Source organism: Rhodothermales bacterium (assembly GCA_017643395.1).
Lineage (GTDB): Bacteria > Bacteroidota > Rhodothermia > Rhodothermales > UBA10348 > JABDJZ01.
Genome location: JAEPNP010000001.1, coordinates 2,001,939 through 2,017,114 on the forward strand (window position 1 = coordinate 2,001,939; position 15,176 = coordinate 2,017,114).

A 15,176-nucleotide genomic window follows, 5' to 3' on the forward strand; every position below is an offset into this window, starting at 1 on the left:
TGAGGGCATCCCGCACGCCGCGCCCCCCGTGCTCGCGGGCCGATCCCGTGCCGGCGCAGACCGACAAAATTGTGGAGTCGCTGTAACTCCGATTGGCGCGGGTCCGTAGGGAGAACGGTAATTAAGCACTCCCCATGCGCGATTTCTCCCGTCCCGCTCTGCTTGTAGCTCTGGTAGCACTGTTCCTGGTGCTAACGTCCACCGGCCCCGGATTCTTCTTTGGCATCTCCTTCTCCAGCACCCTGCGCTGGGTGCTCTTCGGATTGCTGATCTGGTTCCTGTGCAGCTCGTGCGGCGGCAGCGGATGTTGCGGCAGGCGTCGTCGTGGTTGTGGCTGCTGGGGAGGCTGTATGTGCGACTGCTGCGACCCCGACGAAGACGAGGGCGAGGACGGGCAGGCCTGATCAGGCCGTCACCAGCACCTCTCTGCCACCAGCCTCCGGACCCAGCTTCTTGAGCATCCTGTAGTGGGATGCGATGGCCCGCGACAGCGTCTCATTGTAATGGTACGGGACGCCATGCTCCGCGGCTGCTGCCTGCACAATCGGCGCGATGGCCGGGTAGTGCACACTGCAGGTCTGCGGGAATAGGTGGTGCTCAATCTGGTAGTTGAGTCCACCGATATACCAGGACAGCAGCTTGTTGCGACCGGCGAAGTTCGCCGTGGTCCGCATCTCGTGCACCAGCCAGGCATACTCCATGTTGCCGCCGTCGTCGGGCAGCGGGAATTCCGGACCTTCGACCACGTGCGCGAGCTGGAAAATCACGCCCAGGATGATGCCCGCCGTCATGTGGGCGGTCAGGAACCCGATCAGGAACTGCCACCAGGTGATATCGAGCACCAGCAGTGGAATGACGATCATCCAGGCAATCGTCGCGGCCTTCATGAGCACAAGAATGGCGATCTCCCGCACGGGATGCTTCTTGTCCACATACGGCCCGATGTCCGACTTCATGAACTGCTGGAAATCCTTCGCAAACAGCCAATTGACTGTAGCAAGGCCGTATGCCAGGAATCCGTACAGGTGCTGGTATCGATGGAACCAGTAGTGCCGCGCATCCGGTGACAGCCGGATGAGCGGGGAGACTGTCAGGTCCTCGTCCACGTCATGGATGTTCGTGTACGTGTGGTGGATCACGTTGTGCGTGATTTTCCACATGTACCCGTTGGCCCCCATCATGTCGAAGGAGAAGCCGAGCATCGCGTTGACCCAGTTCTTGCTCGAGTACGCGCCGTGCAGCGCATCGTGGGCAACGGAAAACCCGATGCCGGCCATGCCCATGCCGAGCACGAAGGTCATCACCCACATCTGGCCCAGCGTTAACCATCCGCTCAGAATCAGCGCGTAGGAGCCGGCGGTACCGCCAAGAATGACGAAGGTCTTCAGCACCATGCGCCAGTCCGCCTTGCGCGACCGCCCGGTTTCCTTGAAATACGCAGCCACGCGGCCGCGCACGTCCGATACGAATGCTCTCGCATCCTTGTTGGAAAATCGGATCTTTATGGTCTGGGCCACGATGTCGGCAGTCTAGACCCGGCAAGGTACTGCAAATTGCCCCCGCTATCCCCGACATTCCCAGATTCCTCGCCGCTTCGGCTGAGGGATGTATCCCCTAAACATCCTGTCTCCGACATGCTCAACGAGTTCAAGAAATTTGCCGTCAAAGGCAACATGGTCGACATGGCCGTCGGCATCATCATCGGGGCTGCCTTCGGCACCGTGGTGAAGTCGGTCGTCGACGACATCCTCATGCCGCTGGTGTCCATGATCACCGGCGCCCCTGACTTCTCCAACCTGTTTGTGGTGCTCAGGGCGCCCGCCGAAGCCGCGGCCGTCAACATGGAGTCCATTGAAGCGGTGCGCGAGGCCGGAGGTGTCGCGCTCGGCTATGGCCTGTTCATCAACGCGGCCATTGCCTTCCTGATCGTCGCGCTGGTGCTGTTCTTCATCGTCAAAGGCATCAACGAATTGAAGGAAAAGGAGGAAGAGGCCCCCGCGGCACCTCCGGCTCCCCCGGAACCGACGGCAGAAGAGAAACTGCTTGGCGAAATCAGGGATCTCCTTCGCGCACAGGCCGCATCCTGACGACTGGCTCTACGGCCGAGGGTGCCAAGCCCAGGCCACGGGCGGCGCGGGAAACCGTGCCGCCCTTTTTTTGTCTGTCGGCAACACTCTGTCCCACTCTCATGCAGCTTCACCTTCGCGAATACGGCTCAGGGCCTCCGATGACCATCCTACATGGATTTTTGGGAGCAGGGGGCAACTGGCACACCCTGTCCCGTTCGGTGTTTGGCGAGCACTTCCGGGTGCTCGTGCCCGATTTGCGCAATCATGGCCAGAGTCCGCACGACTCCCGCATGGACTACGAGGCCATGGCCGAGGACATTCTGGCGATGTGGGATGAGCATGGCGTGGAGCAGGGCCTGCTCATGGGGCACTCGATGGGCGGAAAACTGGCCATGCAGGTCGCACTGACGGCGCCGGAACGCGTATCGAAGCTCGTCGTGGTGGACATTGCGCCGAGGACATATCCGCCTGGACATCTCGTCATTCTGGAGGCCCTGCGCAGGGCCGATCCGGCGAGCAGGGGCGGCCGGGACGAAGTGGACGCCGTACTTGCCGAGACCATACCCGACCTGGGCGTTCGTCAGTTCCTGCTGAAGAACCTGCGGCGAACGGAGGCAGGGTTTGACTGGCTGCCAAATCTCGACGTGCTCGAATCTTCGTACGACCAACTGATCGGTGGCCTGCATGTATTCGCCACCTACGAAGGGCCGACGCTTGTAGTCCGGGGTGAGAGGTCCGACTACGTGCAGGACGACGACATGGACGTACTCCGCGCGTACTGCCCCCAGGCGGAGCTGGTAACCATCGCCGATGCGGGGCACTGGGTGCACGCGGAGCAGCCCGAGGCGTTTTCGGATGCCGTGATGGGGTTCGTGCTGGAGTAGGGCCGCGGGCCCGGGCGTGCCGGAGCGGCTCCGGCGTGCCGCGGAGGCCCCAGGGTGCCGACCGCACTGCCGCGGCCCTGTCGCACCGATGCGCTTCCGACGCCGAGTCCACCGCAGCCCCCATCGTCCATTTCCGGAAGCGAACCCGCACCGCAATTCCTCGTTGCACCGAGTTCTGTTCACGAACCCCACCCTCGTGTGCTGAACAAGCAGCTCGAAGCCGCCCTCAAACGCCGCATCCTGGTCATGGATGGCGCGATGGGCACGATGATCCAGCGGTACTCCCTGTCGGAAGAGGACTTCCGCGGAACGCTCCTGGCGGACCACCACAAGCCGCTGAAGGGCAACAACGACCTCCTGGCACTTACACGGCCGGACGTGCTGCGCGAGATCCATGACGCCTATCTGGAGGCCGGCGCGGACATCATCGAAACCAACACCTTCAGTGGTACCACGATCGCGCAGGCGGACTACGCGTGTGAGCCCCACGTGCGTGCGATAAACGTCGAGTCGGCGCGCATCGCCTGCGAGGCCGCGGCTGCGTTCAGCACGCCTGAAAAGCCACGCTTTGTGGCCGGTGCGCTAGGGCCGACCAACGTCAGCCTGAGCCTGTCGCCGGATGTCAACGATCCCGGCTATCGTGCAGCGACCTTCTCCCGGATTGCGCAGGCGTACGCGGAGCAGGTGGAAGGCCTGCTGGAAGGCGGCGTGCACATCCTGCTGGTCGAGACCATCTTCGACACGCTGAACGCCAAGGCGGCAATCTTCGCCATCTCCGAAGTGTTTGAACGCACCGGCAGGCGGGTGCCCGTGATGATTTCCGGCACCATCGTGGACCAGAGCGGCCGCACGCTCTCCGGGCAATCCACCGAGGCCTTCTGGCACTCCATCAAGCACTGCCCGGAGCTGATGTCCGTGGGCCTGAACTGTGCCCTCGGCGCGGCCCAGATGCGTCCGTTCATCGAGGCCCTCAGCAGTGTGGCCACCGTGCCCACCAGCCTGTATCCGAATGCCGGACTGCCCAACGAAATGGGTGGCTACGACGAAACGCCGGAGCAGATGGCGGCGCTCGTGCACGAGTACGCAGACGCGGGCTTCCTGAACATCGTCGGCGGGTGCTGTGGCACCACGCCGGACCATACCCGTGCCTTCCTGGCTGCTGCCGAACAGCACGAACCGCGTACGCCCAGGAAATCAGATGGGCTGCTGCATCTCTCCGGCCTGGAGCCGCTGACCTTCCGCAGCGACCTCAACTTCGTCAACATCGGCGAGCGCACGAATGTCACGGGCTCCCGTCGTTTTGCACGGTTGATCAAGGAGGAGGCCTACGAGGAGGCCCTGTCCGTAGCCCGCCAACAGGTCGAGAACGGCGCCCAGCTCATCGACGTGAACATGGACGAGGGCATGCTCGACTCGGAGTCGGCCATGGTCACGTTTCTGAACCTCATTGCGGCTGAGCCCGACATCGCCCGTGTGCCGGTGGTCGTTGACTCCTCGAAGTGGAGCGTCATCGAAGCCGGCCTGCAGTGTCTGCAGGGCAAGAGCGTCGTGAATTCCATCAGTCTCAAGGAGGGGGAGGAGCCCTTTCTGGAGCAGGCGAGGCTGGCCCAGCGGTACGGGGCCGCCGTGATCGTCATGGCTTTCGACGAGAAGGGGCAGGCCGAATCATTCGATCGCCGCGTCGAGATCTGTACGAGGGCGTTCCGCATCCTGACAGAAGAGGTCGGCATCCCGGCCGAAGACATCATCTTCGACCCCAACATTTTTGCGGTCGCCACCGGGATCGAAGAGCACAACCGGTACGCGATCGACTTCATCGAGGCGACGCGCTGGATCAAGCGCAACCTGCCCGGGGCGCATGTCTCGGGTGGGGTGTCCAACATTTCCTTCTCGTTCCGCGGCAACAACGTCGTGCGCGAGGCCATGCACACCGCGTTTCTGTACCACGCAATCGCCGCGGGTATGGACATGGGCATCGTGAATGCGGGCCAGATCGAGGTCTACGACGAGATCGATCCTGACCTGTTGACCTGCATCGAGGACGTGCTGTTTGACCGTCGGCCGGATGCCACGGAACGCCTGGTGGATATCGCGGGCCGATTTGCCGGCTCGGCCGCGGTCAAGGAGCAGAAGACCGCTGAATGGCGCTCTGCGCCTGTACACGAGCGGCTGAAGCATGCACTCGTGAAGGGCATCCTGGACCACATCGAAGAGGACACCGAAGAGGCCCGGCAGCAGAGTTCGCGCGCCCTGGACGTCATCGAAGGCCCGCTCATGGACGGGATGAACGTGGTGGGGGACCTCTTCGGAGCCGGAAAGATGTTTCTGCCCCAGGTCGTCAAGAGCGCCCGGGTGATGAAAAAGTCCGTTGCCTACCTGATTCCCTTCATCGAGGAGGAAAAGGCCGACAGCGGAGACACGGACGATCGCGCCACCGTGCTGCTCGCCACGGTCAAGGGAGACGTGCACGACATCGGCAAGAACATTGTCGGCGTCGTGCTGGGCTGCAACAACTATCGCATCATCGACCTTGGTGTCATGGTGCCTGCAGATCGCATTCTGGACGAGGCGGAGAAGCAGGGTGCCGACATTGTCGGGTTGTCGGGCCTGATCACCCCAAGCCTGGACGAGATGGTGCACGTGGCGGCCGAAATGGAACGCCGCGGCATGAAGAAGCCGCTGCTGATCGGCGGCGCCACCACAAGTCGCGTGCACACGGCAGTCAAGGTTGACCCCCAGTACCGCAATCCGGTGGTGCACGTGCTGGACGCGTCCCGGAGCGTCGGTGTGGTCAACTACCTGATGGGTGGAGACCAGGCGTATCTGGAAGACCTAAAGAGGGAGTACGATGGGGTCCGAGCCTCCTACGAGGCCCGCAGTCGCAAGCTCGAACTGCTCGGCTTCGACGATGCCCGCGCCAACCGCCAGGAGCCCGCTGCCTACACCCCCGTGGCTCCGTCACGCCCCGGGGTGCACACCGTGCCCGTGACGGTGACCGAATTGCGCCCCTACATCGACTGGACACCGTTCTTCCAGGCCTGGGAGATGCGGGGCAAGTACCCGGCCATCCTGCAGGACGAGAAAAAGGGCGCTGAGGCCCAGGCGCTGTTTGCGGACGCGCTGGCCATGCTGGACCGCATCGAACAGGAAAACCGCCTCGCACCGCGGGCCGTATTCGGCATCTGGCCGGCGCGGCGGGACGGGGACGACATTGTGCTCCAGTCCGGGGATGCCGAGTTGGCCAGACTACACACGCTGCGCCAGCAGACCAGAAAGACGCCTGGCAAGCCCAACCGGGCGCTGGCGGACCTGGTTAATGATTCGGGCGATTGGATGGGCGCGTTTGCGGTAACCGCCGGGCACGGCCTGGAAACGCTGGTACGTGAGTTCGAATCGGCTCACGATGACTATCAGAGCATCATGGCGAAGGCTATCGCCGACCGGTTGGCGGAGGCCTGCGCGGAATGGCTGCACGAACGCGTGCGCAAGGACTTCTGGGGGTACGCCACCGGAGAGGAGCTCTCCAACGAGGACCTGATCGCCGAGCGTTTCCAGGGCATCCGGCCGGCGCCGGGCTACCCCGCTCAGCCGGATCACACCGAGAAACGCACGTTGTGGACGCTGCTTGATGCCGAGAGGCACACCGGCATCACGCTTACGGAGTCGCTGGCCATGGCGCCGGCGGCGTCCGTTTGTGGACTGTACTTCGCCCATCCGGACGCGGCGTATTTCAACCTTGGGCCGCTGGGGCGTGACCAGGTGGAGGACTACGCGCGCCGCAAGGATGTCCCGGTCGAGGAGATGGAGCGATGGCTGAGTCCGTCGCTGGCGTACGAGCCGGAGGCGCGGGTCACGGCCTGACCTGTCGTGCCGAAGGCACTCGCTGGGCGCGATTCTACAGCGCGCCGTTCTCGTCCGCCTCGGCCCGCATCGCCCGTGATGTGAAGCCGTCGTGGTCGCGCCCGGTCTGAAGCGGCATTATCTTGCGGGATCCCTGAACAACTCCCTCCGATTCGTGAACGGTCTCACTTCCTCCCGCACCGCTGCTGTTGACGTGCTCCGCGCCGACGACACGGCCACGCTGGTTCAGTTTCTGAGCATTGTCGGGTTTGCCGTGCTGACGGCGCTCGGCGCGCAGGTCCGCATATACATCTGGGAAGTGCCCTTCACGCTGCAGACCCTCGGCGTCTACGGTTCGGGGCTCTACCTCGGCTGGCGCAACGGCATGCTTGCGCAGGGGCTGTACCTGATACTTGGATTGTTTCTCCCGGTCTACGCGGGCGACGGCTTTGGCCCGGCCTACCTGTTCGGGGCCGTCTCGGCGGGCTACCTGCTTGGGTATCCGCTGGCAGCGTTTGCCATTGGTGCACTGTCCCGTCGCTGGAATTCGCTGACCGGAAGTGCGCTTTCGATGATTGGCGGCTCGCTGGTACTCTTTACGCTGGGCGTCACCTGGTTGCACTTCGCGGCCGGACACGCTACCTGGCTGGAGTCCATCGACAAGGGTTGGCTGCGATTCGTGCCCGTGGATCTGGCCAAGATCCTGCTGATCTCGGTCATCTACACCGGCACCCGGCGTCTGAAGTAGTGTAGTCTCGAGACTACACGCGATTCGCCAAAAACAGCCTCTGGAAGCCGGAAACGCACGCGGCATGGGATTCGTACGCCCGATGGGCATGCGATATCTGTCTCTCATTCTGCTTCTTCTTGCCGGCTCGGCCACGGCCCAGTCCTGGAACGGTCCGTATGGTTCGATTCTGGACGATCCCGATACGTTCGCGCAGGGCGGCCGGGCACTGCAGCACCTGTATGACATGAACCCCGCGGCCGCGAGGGCGACGATCGATTCGCTCAAGGCCGCGCACCCAAGGCACCCGATCGGGCCTTACCTGGAGGGTCTCACGGTCTGGTGGGAGATCCTGCCGGTGCTTTCGGTTGAGGACCACTCACGCGACGACGAGTTCTTCGATGCCATGAACCGCACGGTGCGTGCTGCAGAGCGGCTGCCCAGGCATCTGGAGATGGACAAGGTCTTCTTCAAGGCGGCTGCGCTCGGATTCAGGGGTCGGCATCTGTCCAACCGCTATGAATGGCTGCGAGCGGCCCGTGACGGCAAGGAGGCGCTCGACCTGGTCTTCGACGTGTCGGACCGCGATCCCGCCAATCCGGATTTCCAGTTCGGTATGGGTGTCTATTGGTACTTCGCGGAGGCCATTCCCGAGGAGTACCCGGTGGTCAAGCCAGTCATGTATTTCTTCCCGGACGGGGATCGGGAGAAGGGACTGGCCGAACTGCACCGCGTGGCGCAAACGGCCACGTTCGTCGGTACCGAAGCGGCGTACTTCCTCCTGCAGATCTACATGCAGTATGAGCCCGACTTTGAGCGATCCCGGGACATGGTCGGCTTGTTGCGCCAGAGACACCCGGCAAACGCCTTTTTCCACACGCTTGAAGGGCGAGTATTGACTCGCTTCGGACGGCACCACAGTGCCTCCGAGATCTATCAGGAGTTTCTGGATCTGCACGCCGAGGGTGTGCACGGCTACACGGACGGCCTGGCCCACAGCGTGCTCTATTACCTGGGCCGCAGCCATATGTCCGCCGGGGATCTGCCCGCTGCCGTGGCCACCTTCGACGACCTGGAGACTCTGGCGGCCGGCAACGAGCACTCGGTCTACCGGGCCATGGGCCGCCTGAGGGCCGGCATGGCGCTCGACAGGCTTGGCCGCCGGCAGCCCGCGCTGGCCGCCTACCGCACCGTGCTGTCGCTCCCGGAAGTCGGGGACTCGCACGATCAGGCCAAGCGCTACCTTAAGAAGCCATTCGGATCCTGACCTGTGCCCTTTCCCTACCGCTTTACCAACTTCGACCCCGCCCGGCACGGAGAGGAGAAGAACTCCTTCGAACAACTGCTCGACCTCTTCGAGCAGCTGCTTCAGTACACGGCGGGCGATGCGGCCGAGGCACTCCAGTGGCTCACCGAGCTCGACAACCGGTACAACCTGACGGATGGAGAGACCGGCATCGGGGACTTCATCGAGGAGCTCAAAAAGCGCGGATTCCTGCAGGAGGATGAACTCGGCGAAGTGCGCATCACCGCCCGGACCGAACGTTCTCTACGCCGCAGGTCGATGGAGGAGGTGTTCAACCAGCTCCGCAAGGCGCGCGATGGTCAGCACAAAACCCCATTCGCCGGGAAGGGTGGCGAGCGGCTGCCGGAGTCCAGGGGATGGCGCTTTGGAGATGACCTGCGCCACATCGACGTTACCAGTTCGTTTTCGAACGCCTACCGCCGGGGCGGCATCGATGAGTTTTCGCTGCGCGAGGACGACCTGGAGGTCTACGAGACGGACCATCTGACCAGCGTGGCGACGGTCCTGATGATCGACCTGTCGCACTCCATGGTGCTTTACGGGGAGGACCGCATCACTCCGGCCCGCAAGACGGCCCTGGCGCTGTCCGAGCTGATCATGACCAGGTATCCCAAGGACACCCTGGACATCGTCGCGTTCGGCAATGATGCTTGGGAGGTCTCCATCAAGGAGCTGCCCTACCTGAATGTTGGACCGTTCTATACCAACACCAGGGCCGGCCTGCAGCGGGCAAGAGACATCCTGCGTCGCCGCAAGAATCGCAACAAGCAGATCCTGATGATCACGGACGGCAAGCCGTCCTGCCACATCGAATACGGGCGCATGTACCGCAACGCATTCGGCCTGGACCGCAAGATCGTGAACAAGGTGCTGGATGAGGCCGTGATGTGCCGCCGCGAAGGCGTCACGATCACCACGTTCATGATTGCCCAGGACCCGTATTTGCAGCGTTTCGTGCGCGCCCTGACCGAGTCCAACAAGGGACGTGCATACTTCGCCAGCCCGGATGACCTCGGTGGCTATCTGTTCGAGGACTACGTGCGCCACCGTACCAAACGCGTGCGCTGATGCTGCGTCCGGTCAAGCGGCTCGGGCAGAACTTCCTGCGGGATCCCAATACCTGTCGACGCATCGTGGCCGCTCTTCCGGGCGATGGGCCCATCGTCGAAATCGGGCCGGGTACGGGGGCTCTGACCGGGATGCTGATGGGGACGGATCCGTGCATGACGGCCATCGAAGTGGACGAACGTGCGGTGAGCCTGCTGCGGCAGGAGCTGCCCGGGTTGCACGTGCGCCACGAGGACGTGCTCAAGACGGACTGGGCTGCGCTGGCCTCGGAGCGGGGCGCGCCCCTGCATGTCATTGGCAACCTGCCCTACTACATCACGACGCCGATCCTTTTTTCGCTGCTTGACGCCCCGCGCGGCTCCGTGCGATGGGCGGTAGTGATGATGCAGAAGGAGGTGGCCCGGCGCATCGTGGCTGAGGCGGGCAACAAGGTGTACGGCATCCTGAGTGTGATTCTGCAGAAGCTGACCCGGCCGGAGCTGCTGTTCGATGTGTCGCGCAACGTTTTCCATCCGAAGCCGGATGTCACCAGTTCGGTGGTGCGCTTTTCGTTCGATGTGCCCGAGCTGGAGGTGGATCCTTCCTTCTTCCGCACCGTCGTGCGCACCGCGTTCAACCAGCGCAGGAAAACGCTGAGGAACAGCCTGTCGGGACTCTCCCGGGTCGTGCCTGAGGAGTTCGCCGGCCTGCGCGCAGAGGCCCTGTCGCCGGACGATTTCGTGACTCTGACCCGCTATCTGGCCGGTTGAATCCGGCCCCGTATTGAACCTTTGCAGCGCGTTTGCGGCCCAAGAGGTTCTATAAGCCCCCGTATTGAACTTTTGCAGCGCGTGTGCGGCCCATTAGGTTCCATCCGGCCGCGTTTGTGAACCTTTGCAGCGCGTTTGCGGCCCGAGAGATTCCATCCGGCCCCGTATGGAACCTTTGCAGCGAGTTTGCGGCCCAAGAGGTTCTATCCGGCCCCGTATTGAACCTTTGCAGCGACTTGGCGGCCGAGGAGGTTCTATCCGCCTCCAAGCCCGGATTGCGGGCACTGCATTTCGGGACCTGCAGCGCCTTCGTCCCGACGACTTTGTGAGCCTGACCCGCTATCTTCGGCCACGGCCCCATAGCGGGCCTCAGGCGGCAACACTTCTCATCGGGCCATGGAACCCAGCGACTCCACAGCACAGGATCCCGTACGTCCGGCCGCCACGGTCGAACCGGAAAGCGTGCGTGCTACGGCCACGGTGGAGCTGGATCCCGAACTGCTGGATGATCTCGAGGCATTGATCGAGGCCGGGTCCCGGCCGATGCTGATGAACATCCTGGCGGACATGCATCCGGCGGACATCGGCGGCCTGCTGGAGCACCTGTCCCGCCCGGATGCCCGCACTGTGCTGGGATGGCTGCCAACCGAGTTGGCCGGTGATGCCATCGTCGAACTGGATGACGACTACCGCGCGGACCTGCTCGAAGACGTCTCTCCCAGCCGCCTCACGGCGGTGCTGGATGAGATGGACACGGACGACGCGGCCGACGTGCTGTCCGACCTTCCCGAGGAGATCGCCGAGGTCGTGCTTCCTCGCCTGGAAGACTCCGAGGACATCGGCGCCCTCATGGGCTACGACGAGGAGACCGCCGGTGGTCTTATGGCCACCGAGTTCGTGGCCGTGCCTACGACCTGGACCGTTGCCGAAGCCACGGAGGAAGTGCGCCGCAACGCCGAGGAGGTTGAGCAGGTCTACGGCGTCTGGGCGGTCGATCCTGACGGCAAGCTTCAAGGGTTTGTAAGCATGAAGCGCATGCTGCTCTCACCCTCCGAGGCCCGCATCGAGAAGGTCATGAACCCGGACCCCGTGTCCGTGGAGACCGACATGGACCAGGAGGAGGTGGCGCGTCTCATGGAGCGCTATGACCTCGTCACCCTCCCGGTGATTGACGGCAACGGCTGCCTGGTTGGACGCATCACGATTGACGACATCGTGGACGTTATCCGTGAGGAGGCCGAGGAAGATATCCAGCGCATGTCCGGTGTGGCCGGCGGTGAGGAGGCCACGGACTCCGTGATGCGGGTGGTGCGGGGGCGCCTGCCGTGGCTGCTGGCCGGCATGCTGGGCGCCGGACTGGCGGCCGCCGTGATTCTGCAATTCGAAGACGCTCTGGCGGCGTCTGCGATTCTGGCCGGATTCATTCCCATCGTCATGGCGACCGCCGGCAACGCGGGCATTCAGAGTTCGGCGATCGCCGTGCAGGCACTCGCCGCAGGGGACATCTGGGCGGCCGACCTCATGCCGCGAATCGGAAAGGAGATCACCGTATCGCTGCTGAACGGCGTTGCCTCAGCCGTTGTCCTGGGTTTGGTCATCATGGGTGTCGCTGCGTCCGGAGTGATGGACATAGAGGACCCCATGCAACTGGCCATGACGGCAGCCGTCGCCCTGGTGATCGTGATTGTGATGGCCACCACCATCGGCGCGACCATTCCGCTCTTCCTGAACCGCGCCGGCATCGACCCCGCCCTGGCCACGGGGCCCTTCATCACCACCAGCAACGATATCCTCGGCATTCTGGTGTTTTTCCTCCTGGCCGAGGCACTCTATCTATGACGCGACTGGCCGTTGCGGTACTGCTGCCCCTTGCCGTGCTTCAGGCCTGCGACGGAGCGGGTGCGTCCGTCGAAGTGTGTGCCCCACTCGAAACCGACCTGCACGTGCCCATGGCGGTCGGGGATGTCTGGCAGTTCGAAGTCGAGTCCTCCTTAGGAGGCGAGGGAGGAAGTTCCTACACGCGCGGCAGTGGTTCCTGGGAGGTTCAGTCTCTGGAGTGCCGCGAAGACAAGTACACAGCGGTAGTCTGGCAGGAGGAATCGGGGTTCGAGTTCGGGTCGAACATCCAGGACTCCCTGCGATACAGCCGTTCCACTGCAGTCAATATCACCGTCCAGCGCGAGGAGTTGGGCCTGACCTTCCAGGTCGCGCTTGACGGGGTGCGTATGGAGAGCGGCCTGGTGCCTCACGAGCGGTCCCGGACCGAGGTAGTCACCGGCAGGCGCGGGTGCTCGATCTACGAATACTCCTTTGACCGCGGCTCCGGGTTGACGGAGGGTCGGATCACAGTCGTGCCTTTCCTGCACGGATGCGGCCGGGGAGAGAAGGTCTACCGACGCATCACCGAGTCTTGAAGCCTAGCTGGTCGGAACGCCATCAGGATGCGTCATACCCGCCTCCTGCGCCGCATTGTACTTGCTCGGGCACTTGACCAGAATATTCTCGGCGATGAACTCGTCGCCGTCCGGATAGCCTTCGATTACCACTTTCTCGGCGTCCTCGAAGTTGGCCGGCTTGGGATTCTGGTAGTGCACACGGCGCACATTCCCTTTCTCGTCCGCCATGGTGAACGAGAAGACGTTGGTGGAGGGGTTGTACGTAAACGGCTCACCGTCGTCCACCCACATGCCCACCACATGGGCCTTTGCACCTTCTGCTTCCGCCTGTTCAAAATCCATGTAGCCGCCTACCTGCTCGCCGAAACTGGAAAGCAGCAGGCCGGTGAAGCCCACCAGGAATACGATGCCGAAGATGGTCTTGGTCTTCATGGGTCAGAGGGTGTCTTCGTCGGTAATGCGGTCTTCGACCATGCGTTCCAGACGGTCGATGCGCTTGTCGGTTCTGAGCAGCAGCACGCTGATCCCGATCCAGATGATCAGCACAACTGCCAGGACTACATAGAGTTTATCGTTCGAAAGCATGATCGCCTCAAGCCCGGTTGCCGTCTGAACCGGAACTTCGCTTCCTGCCCAGATGGAATCATAGGCGGTTTCCTGTCCGCCGGCCCGCAGGCTGTCTACGGCCTGCTGCAGAGTTTCGGTCATGTCAGTCCTCCCCATCGCCAGTCAATTTCAGTTTGACGGCTGCCAGGCGCACGCGCTGCGTATACAGCACCCAGAACAGGCCGATGAAGCCGATCACAGCCGGATAGAACACCATGCGCATGACGGGCGCGGTGATGTCGCTGAACGCCGGGTTGCCGTCCGCGCCCGGGTGCAGGCTGGTCAGCTGCCGCGGGATGACATACAGCATGAACGGCGTGAGCAGCGCTGCGAAGATGTTGTAGGCCCCTGCGATGCGCGCGCGACGTTCTGGATCGTCAAACGCCGATCGCAGCACGAAATAGGCGCCGTAGATCACCAGCTGCAGCGCGGCCAGGGTCTGGCGGGGGTCAAAATTCCACCAGATGTCGGTCCCGACATACCAGGTGTAGCGGGCCCAGGCGATGCCGGTGACGAGTCCGAGCAGCCCGAAAATGAACCCGATCCGGGCCGATTGAAGGGCGCGTATGTCACGAACTGCATCGCCCGACCGCAGAAACCCGACCGAGTGGTACGCCGAAACGAGCACGGCGGCCATCATCGTGAACCACATCGAAACGTGGAAATAGAGATTCCGCGCCGTGTGCTCCAGGATGTTGATGCGGGGGATGTCCACCAGGAATCCGGCGAACAGTACCACCGTGAGCCACGCAAGCACCACGTTGCGAATCAGGCGGTAGCGGGAAACGTTGATAGGGCTGGACATACCGAGGGGGTTGGCCGCCTGAACCGGCACCGGGTCGTCAGGTTCAGTCCTCCCAGATGTATTCAAATAGCAGCACGGCGCCGGTGATCACGACGCCGGAGAAGGCGACGATGATGCGCAGGCCGCCCGCGGCGCCGCTCCAGCCGCCCCCACCCTCCAGCGCGGCGGCAGACGCGCTTACCACAGTGAGCAGGAGCGGAAACAGCAGCGGAAACAGCAGAACGGGCAGGAGAGGGCCCCGGTTGGCTGCCCGCGCAATGATGGCCGACAGGAGGGTGGTAGCGCCGGCGAGCCCGAGGGAGCCGAGCGAGAGCACCGTGCCCAGCAGCACACCCTGGGCGACGTCCATGTTCAGCAGAATGACGAATCCGAACGTGGCGACCAGGTCCACCGCGAGCAGGAGCAGATAGGTAAACAGCAGTTTTCCGGCGTAGACCGCGGAGCCGGGCACATGCATGCGCAGGACCAGTGTGGTGCCTCCGTCCTCTTCAGCCACAAATCCACGTCCGAGCCCGACGGCTGCGGAGAAAAACACCACGATCCAGAGCAGCCCGGACTGCATCTCAGGGCGCAACGTGCCGCGACCGACGGCGAGTGCCACTACAAGCAGGGAAGCGGCCACAAACACCAGGAGCATGTTGACCGCGTATCGTGTGCGGAATTCCAGCTCGATGTCTTTGCGGAGAACAGCCCAGGTGCCGGTTAGCCAGGAGCGCATGACCGGAA

General features: G+C 63.2%; 15 protein-coding genes. 10 read left to right on the forward strand and 5 right to left on the reverse strand.

Features of this window, described 5'->3' with window-relative positions:
• Positions 1–134: 134 nt before the first annotated feature.
• The gene (locus tag JJ896_08145; protein MBO6779612.1) at positions 135–404 is read left to right on the forward strand and encodes a hypothetical protein; all 270 of its coding nucleotides are present in this window, start codon (positions 135–137) and stop codon (positions 402–404) included.
• On the opposite strand, the gene JJ896_08150 is transcribed toward JJ896_08145, so the two are convergent.
• The gene (locus JJ896_08150; protein ID MBO6779613.1) at positions 405–1,517 is read right to left on the reverse strand and encodes an acyl-CoA desaturase; all 1,113 of its coding nucleotides are present in this window, start codon (positions 1,515–1,517) and stop codon (positions 405–407) included.
• 117 nt (positions 1,518–1,634) lie between these two features.
• On the opposite strand from JJ896_08150, the gene mscL reads away from it, so the two are divergent.
• The 9 genes from mscL to JJ896_08195 all read left to right on the forward strand — a co-directional run bounded on the left by mscL (position 1,635) and on the right by JJ896_08195 (position 13,057).
• Entirely contained in the window at positions 1,635–2,087 is a 453-nt protein-coding gene (gene mscL / locus JJ896_08155; GenBank protein MBO6779614.1) for a large conductance mechanosensitive channel protein MscL, read from the forward strand.
• Between the two features lie 101 nt (positions 2,088–2,188).
• The gene (locus JJ896_08160; GenBank protein ID MBO6779615.1) at positions 2,189–2,953 is read left to right on the forward strand and encodes an alpha/beta fold hydrolase; all 765 of its coding nucleotides are present in this window, start codon (positions 2,189–2,191) and stop codon (positions 2,951–2,953) included.
• Between the two features lie 198 nt (positions 2,954–3,151).
• Positions 3,152–6,814 carry a methionine synthase gene (gene metH, locus JJ896_08165; GenBank protein MBO6779616.1) on the forward strand — a complete coding sequence of 1,221 codons (3,663 nt, stop codon included), beginning with the start codon at positions 3,152–3,154 and terminating at the stop codon, positions 6,812–6,814.
• 154 nt (positions 6,815–6,968) lie between these two features.
• Positions 6,969–7,541 (forward strand): biotin transporter BioY, encoded by a 573-nt coding sequence (locus JJ896_08170; protein MBO6779617.1) that lies wholly within the window; start codon positions 6,969–6,971, stop codon positions 7,539–7,541.
• A 64-nt stretch (positions 7,542–7,605) separates the two neighbouring features.
• Positions 7,606–8,787, forward strand: coding sequence for a tetratricopeptide repeat protein (locus JJ896_08175; GenBank protein MBO6779618.1), 1,182 nt, complete (start codon positions 7,606–7,608; stop codon positions 8,785–8,787).
• A 3-nt stretch (positions 8,788–8,790) separates the two neighbouring features.
• Positions 8,791–9,894, forward strand: a complete 1,104-nt coding sequence (locus JJ896_08180) for a VWA domain-containing protein (protein ID MBO6779619.1) — start codon at positions 8,791–8,793, stop codon at positions 9,892–9,894.
• Positions 9,894–10,643 (forward strand): ribosomal RNA small subunit methyltransferase A, encoded by a 750-nt coding sequence (rsmA, locus tag JJ896_08185; GenBank protein MBO6779620.1) that lies wholly within the window; start codon positions 9,894–9,896, stop codon positions 10,641–10,643. The genes JJ896_08180 and rsmA overlap by 1 nt, the downstream gene beginning before the upstream one ends.
• Before the next feature lie 396 nt (positions 10,644–11,039).
• Positions 11,040–12,482: a magnesium transporter gene (gene mgtE, locus JJ896_08190; GenBank protein MBO6779621.1), complete on the forward strand. Its 1,443-nt coding sequence runs from the start codon at positions 11,040–11,042 to the stop codon at positions 12,480–12,482.
• Positions 12,479–13,057, forward strand: a complete 579-nt coding sequence (locus JJ896_08195; GenBank protein ID MBO6779622.1) for a hypothetical protein — start codon at positions 12,479–12,481, stop codon at positions 13,055–13,057. The genes mgtE and JJ896_08195 overlap by 4 nt, the downstream gene beginning before the upstream one ends.
• A 3-nt stretch (positions 13,058–13,060) precedes the next feature.
• Here JJ896_08195 and JJ896_08200 read toward each other — a convergent pair whose 3' ends face one another.
• Genes JJ896_08200 through JJ896_08215 form a run of 4 tightly spaced genes read right to left on the reverse strand, consistent with a single transcriptional unit; the run spans position 13,061 to position 15,168 of the window.
• On the reverse strand, positions 13,061–13,471 hold the full coding sequence (locus tag JJ896_08200) for a cytochrome c maturation protein CcmE (GenBank protein ID MBO6779623.1): 411 nt from the start codon (positions 13,469–13,471) through the stop codon (positions 13,061–13,063).
• A gap of 3 nt (positions 13,472–13,474) precedes the next feature.
• Positions 13,475–13,747, reverse strand: a complete 273-nt coding sequence (locus JJ896_08205) for a CcmD family protein (GenBank protein ID MBO6779624.1) — start codon at positions 13,745–13,747, stop codon at positions 13,475–13,477.
• A 1-nt stretch (position 13,748) separates the two neighbouring features.
• Complete coding sequence (gene ccsA / locus JJ896_08210) at positions 13,749–14,450, reverse strand: cytochrome c biogenesis protein CcsA (protein ID MBO6779625.1); 702 nt, start codon at positions 14,448–14,450, stop codon at positions 13,749–13,751.
• A gap of 43 nt (positions 14,451–14,493) precedes the next feature.
• Complete coding sequence (locus JJ896_08215; protein MBO6779626.1) at positions 14,494–15,168, reverse strand: heme exporter protein CcmB; 675 nt, start codon at positions 15,166–15,168, stop codon at positions 14,494–14,496.
• Between the last annotated feature and the right edge of the window lie 8 nt (positions 15,169–15,176).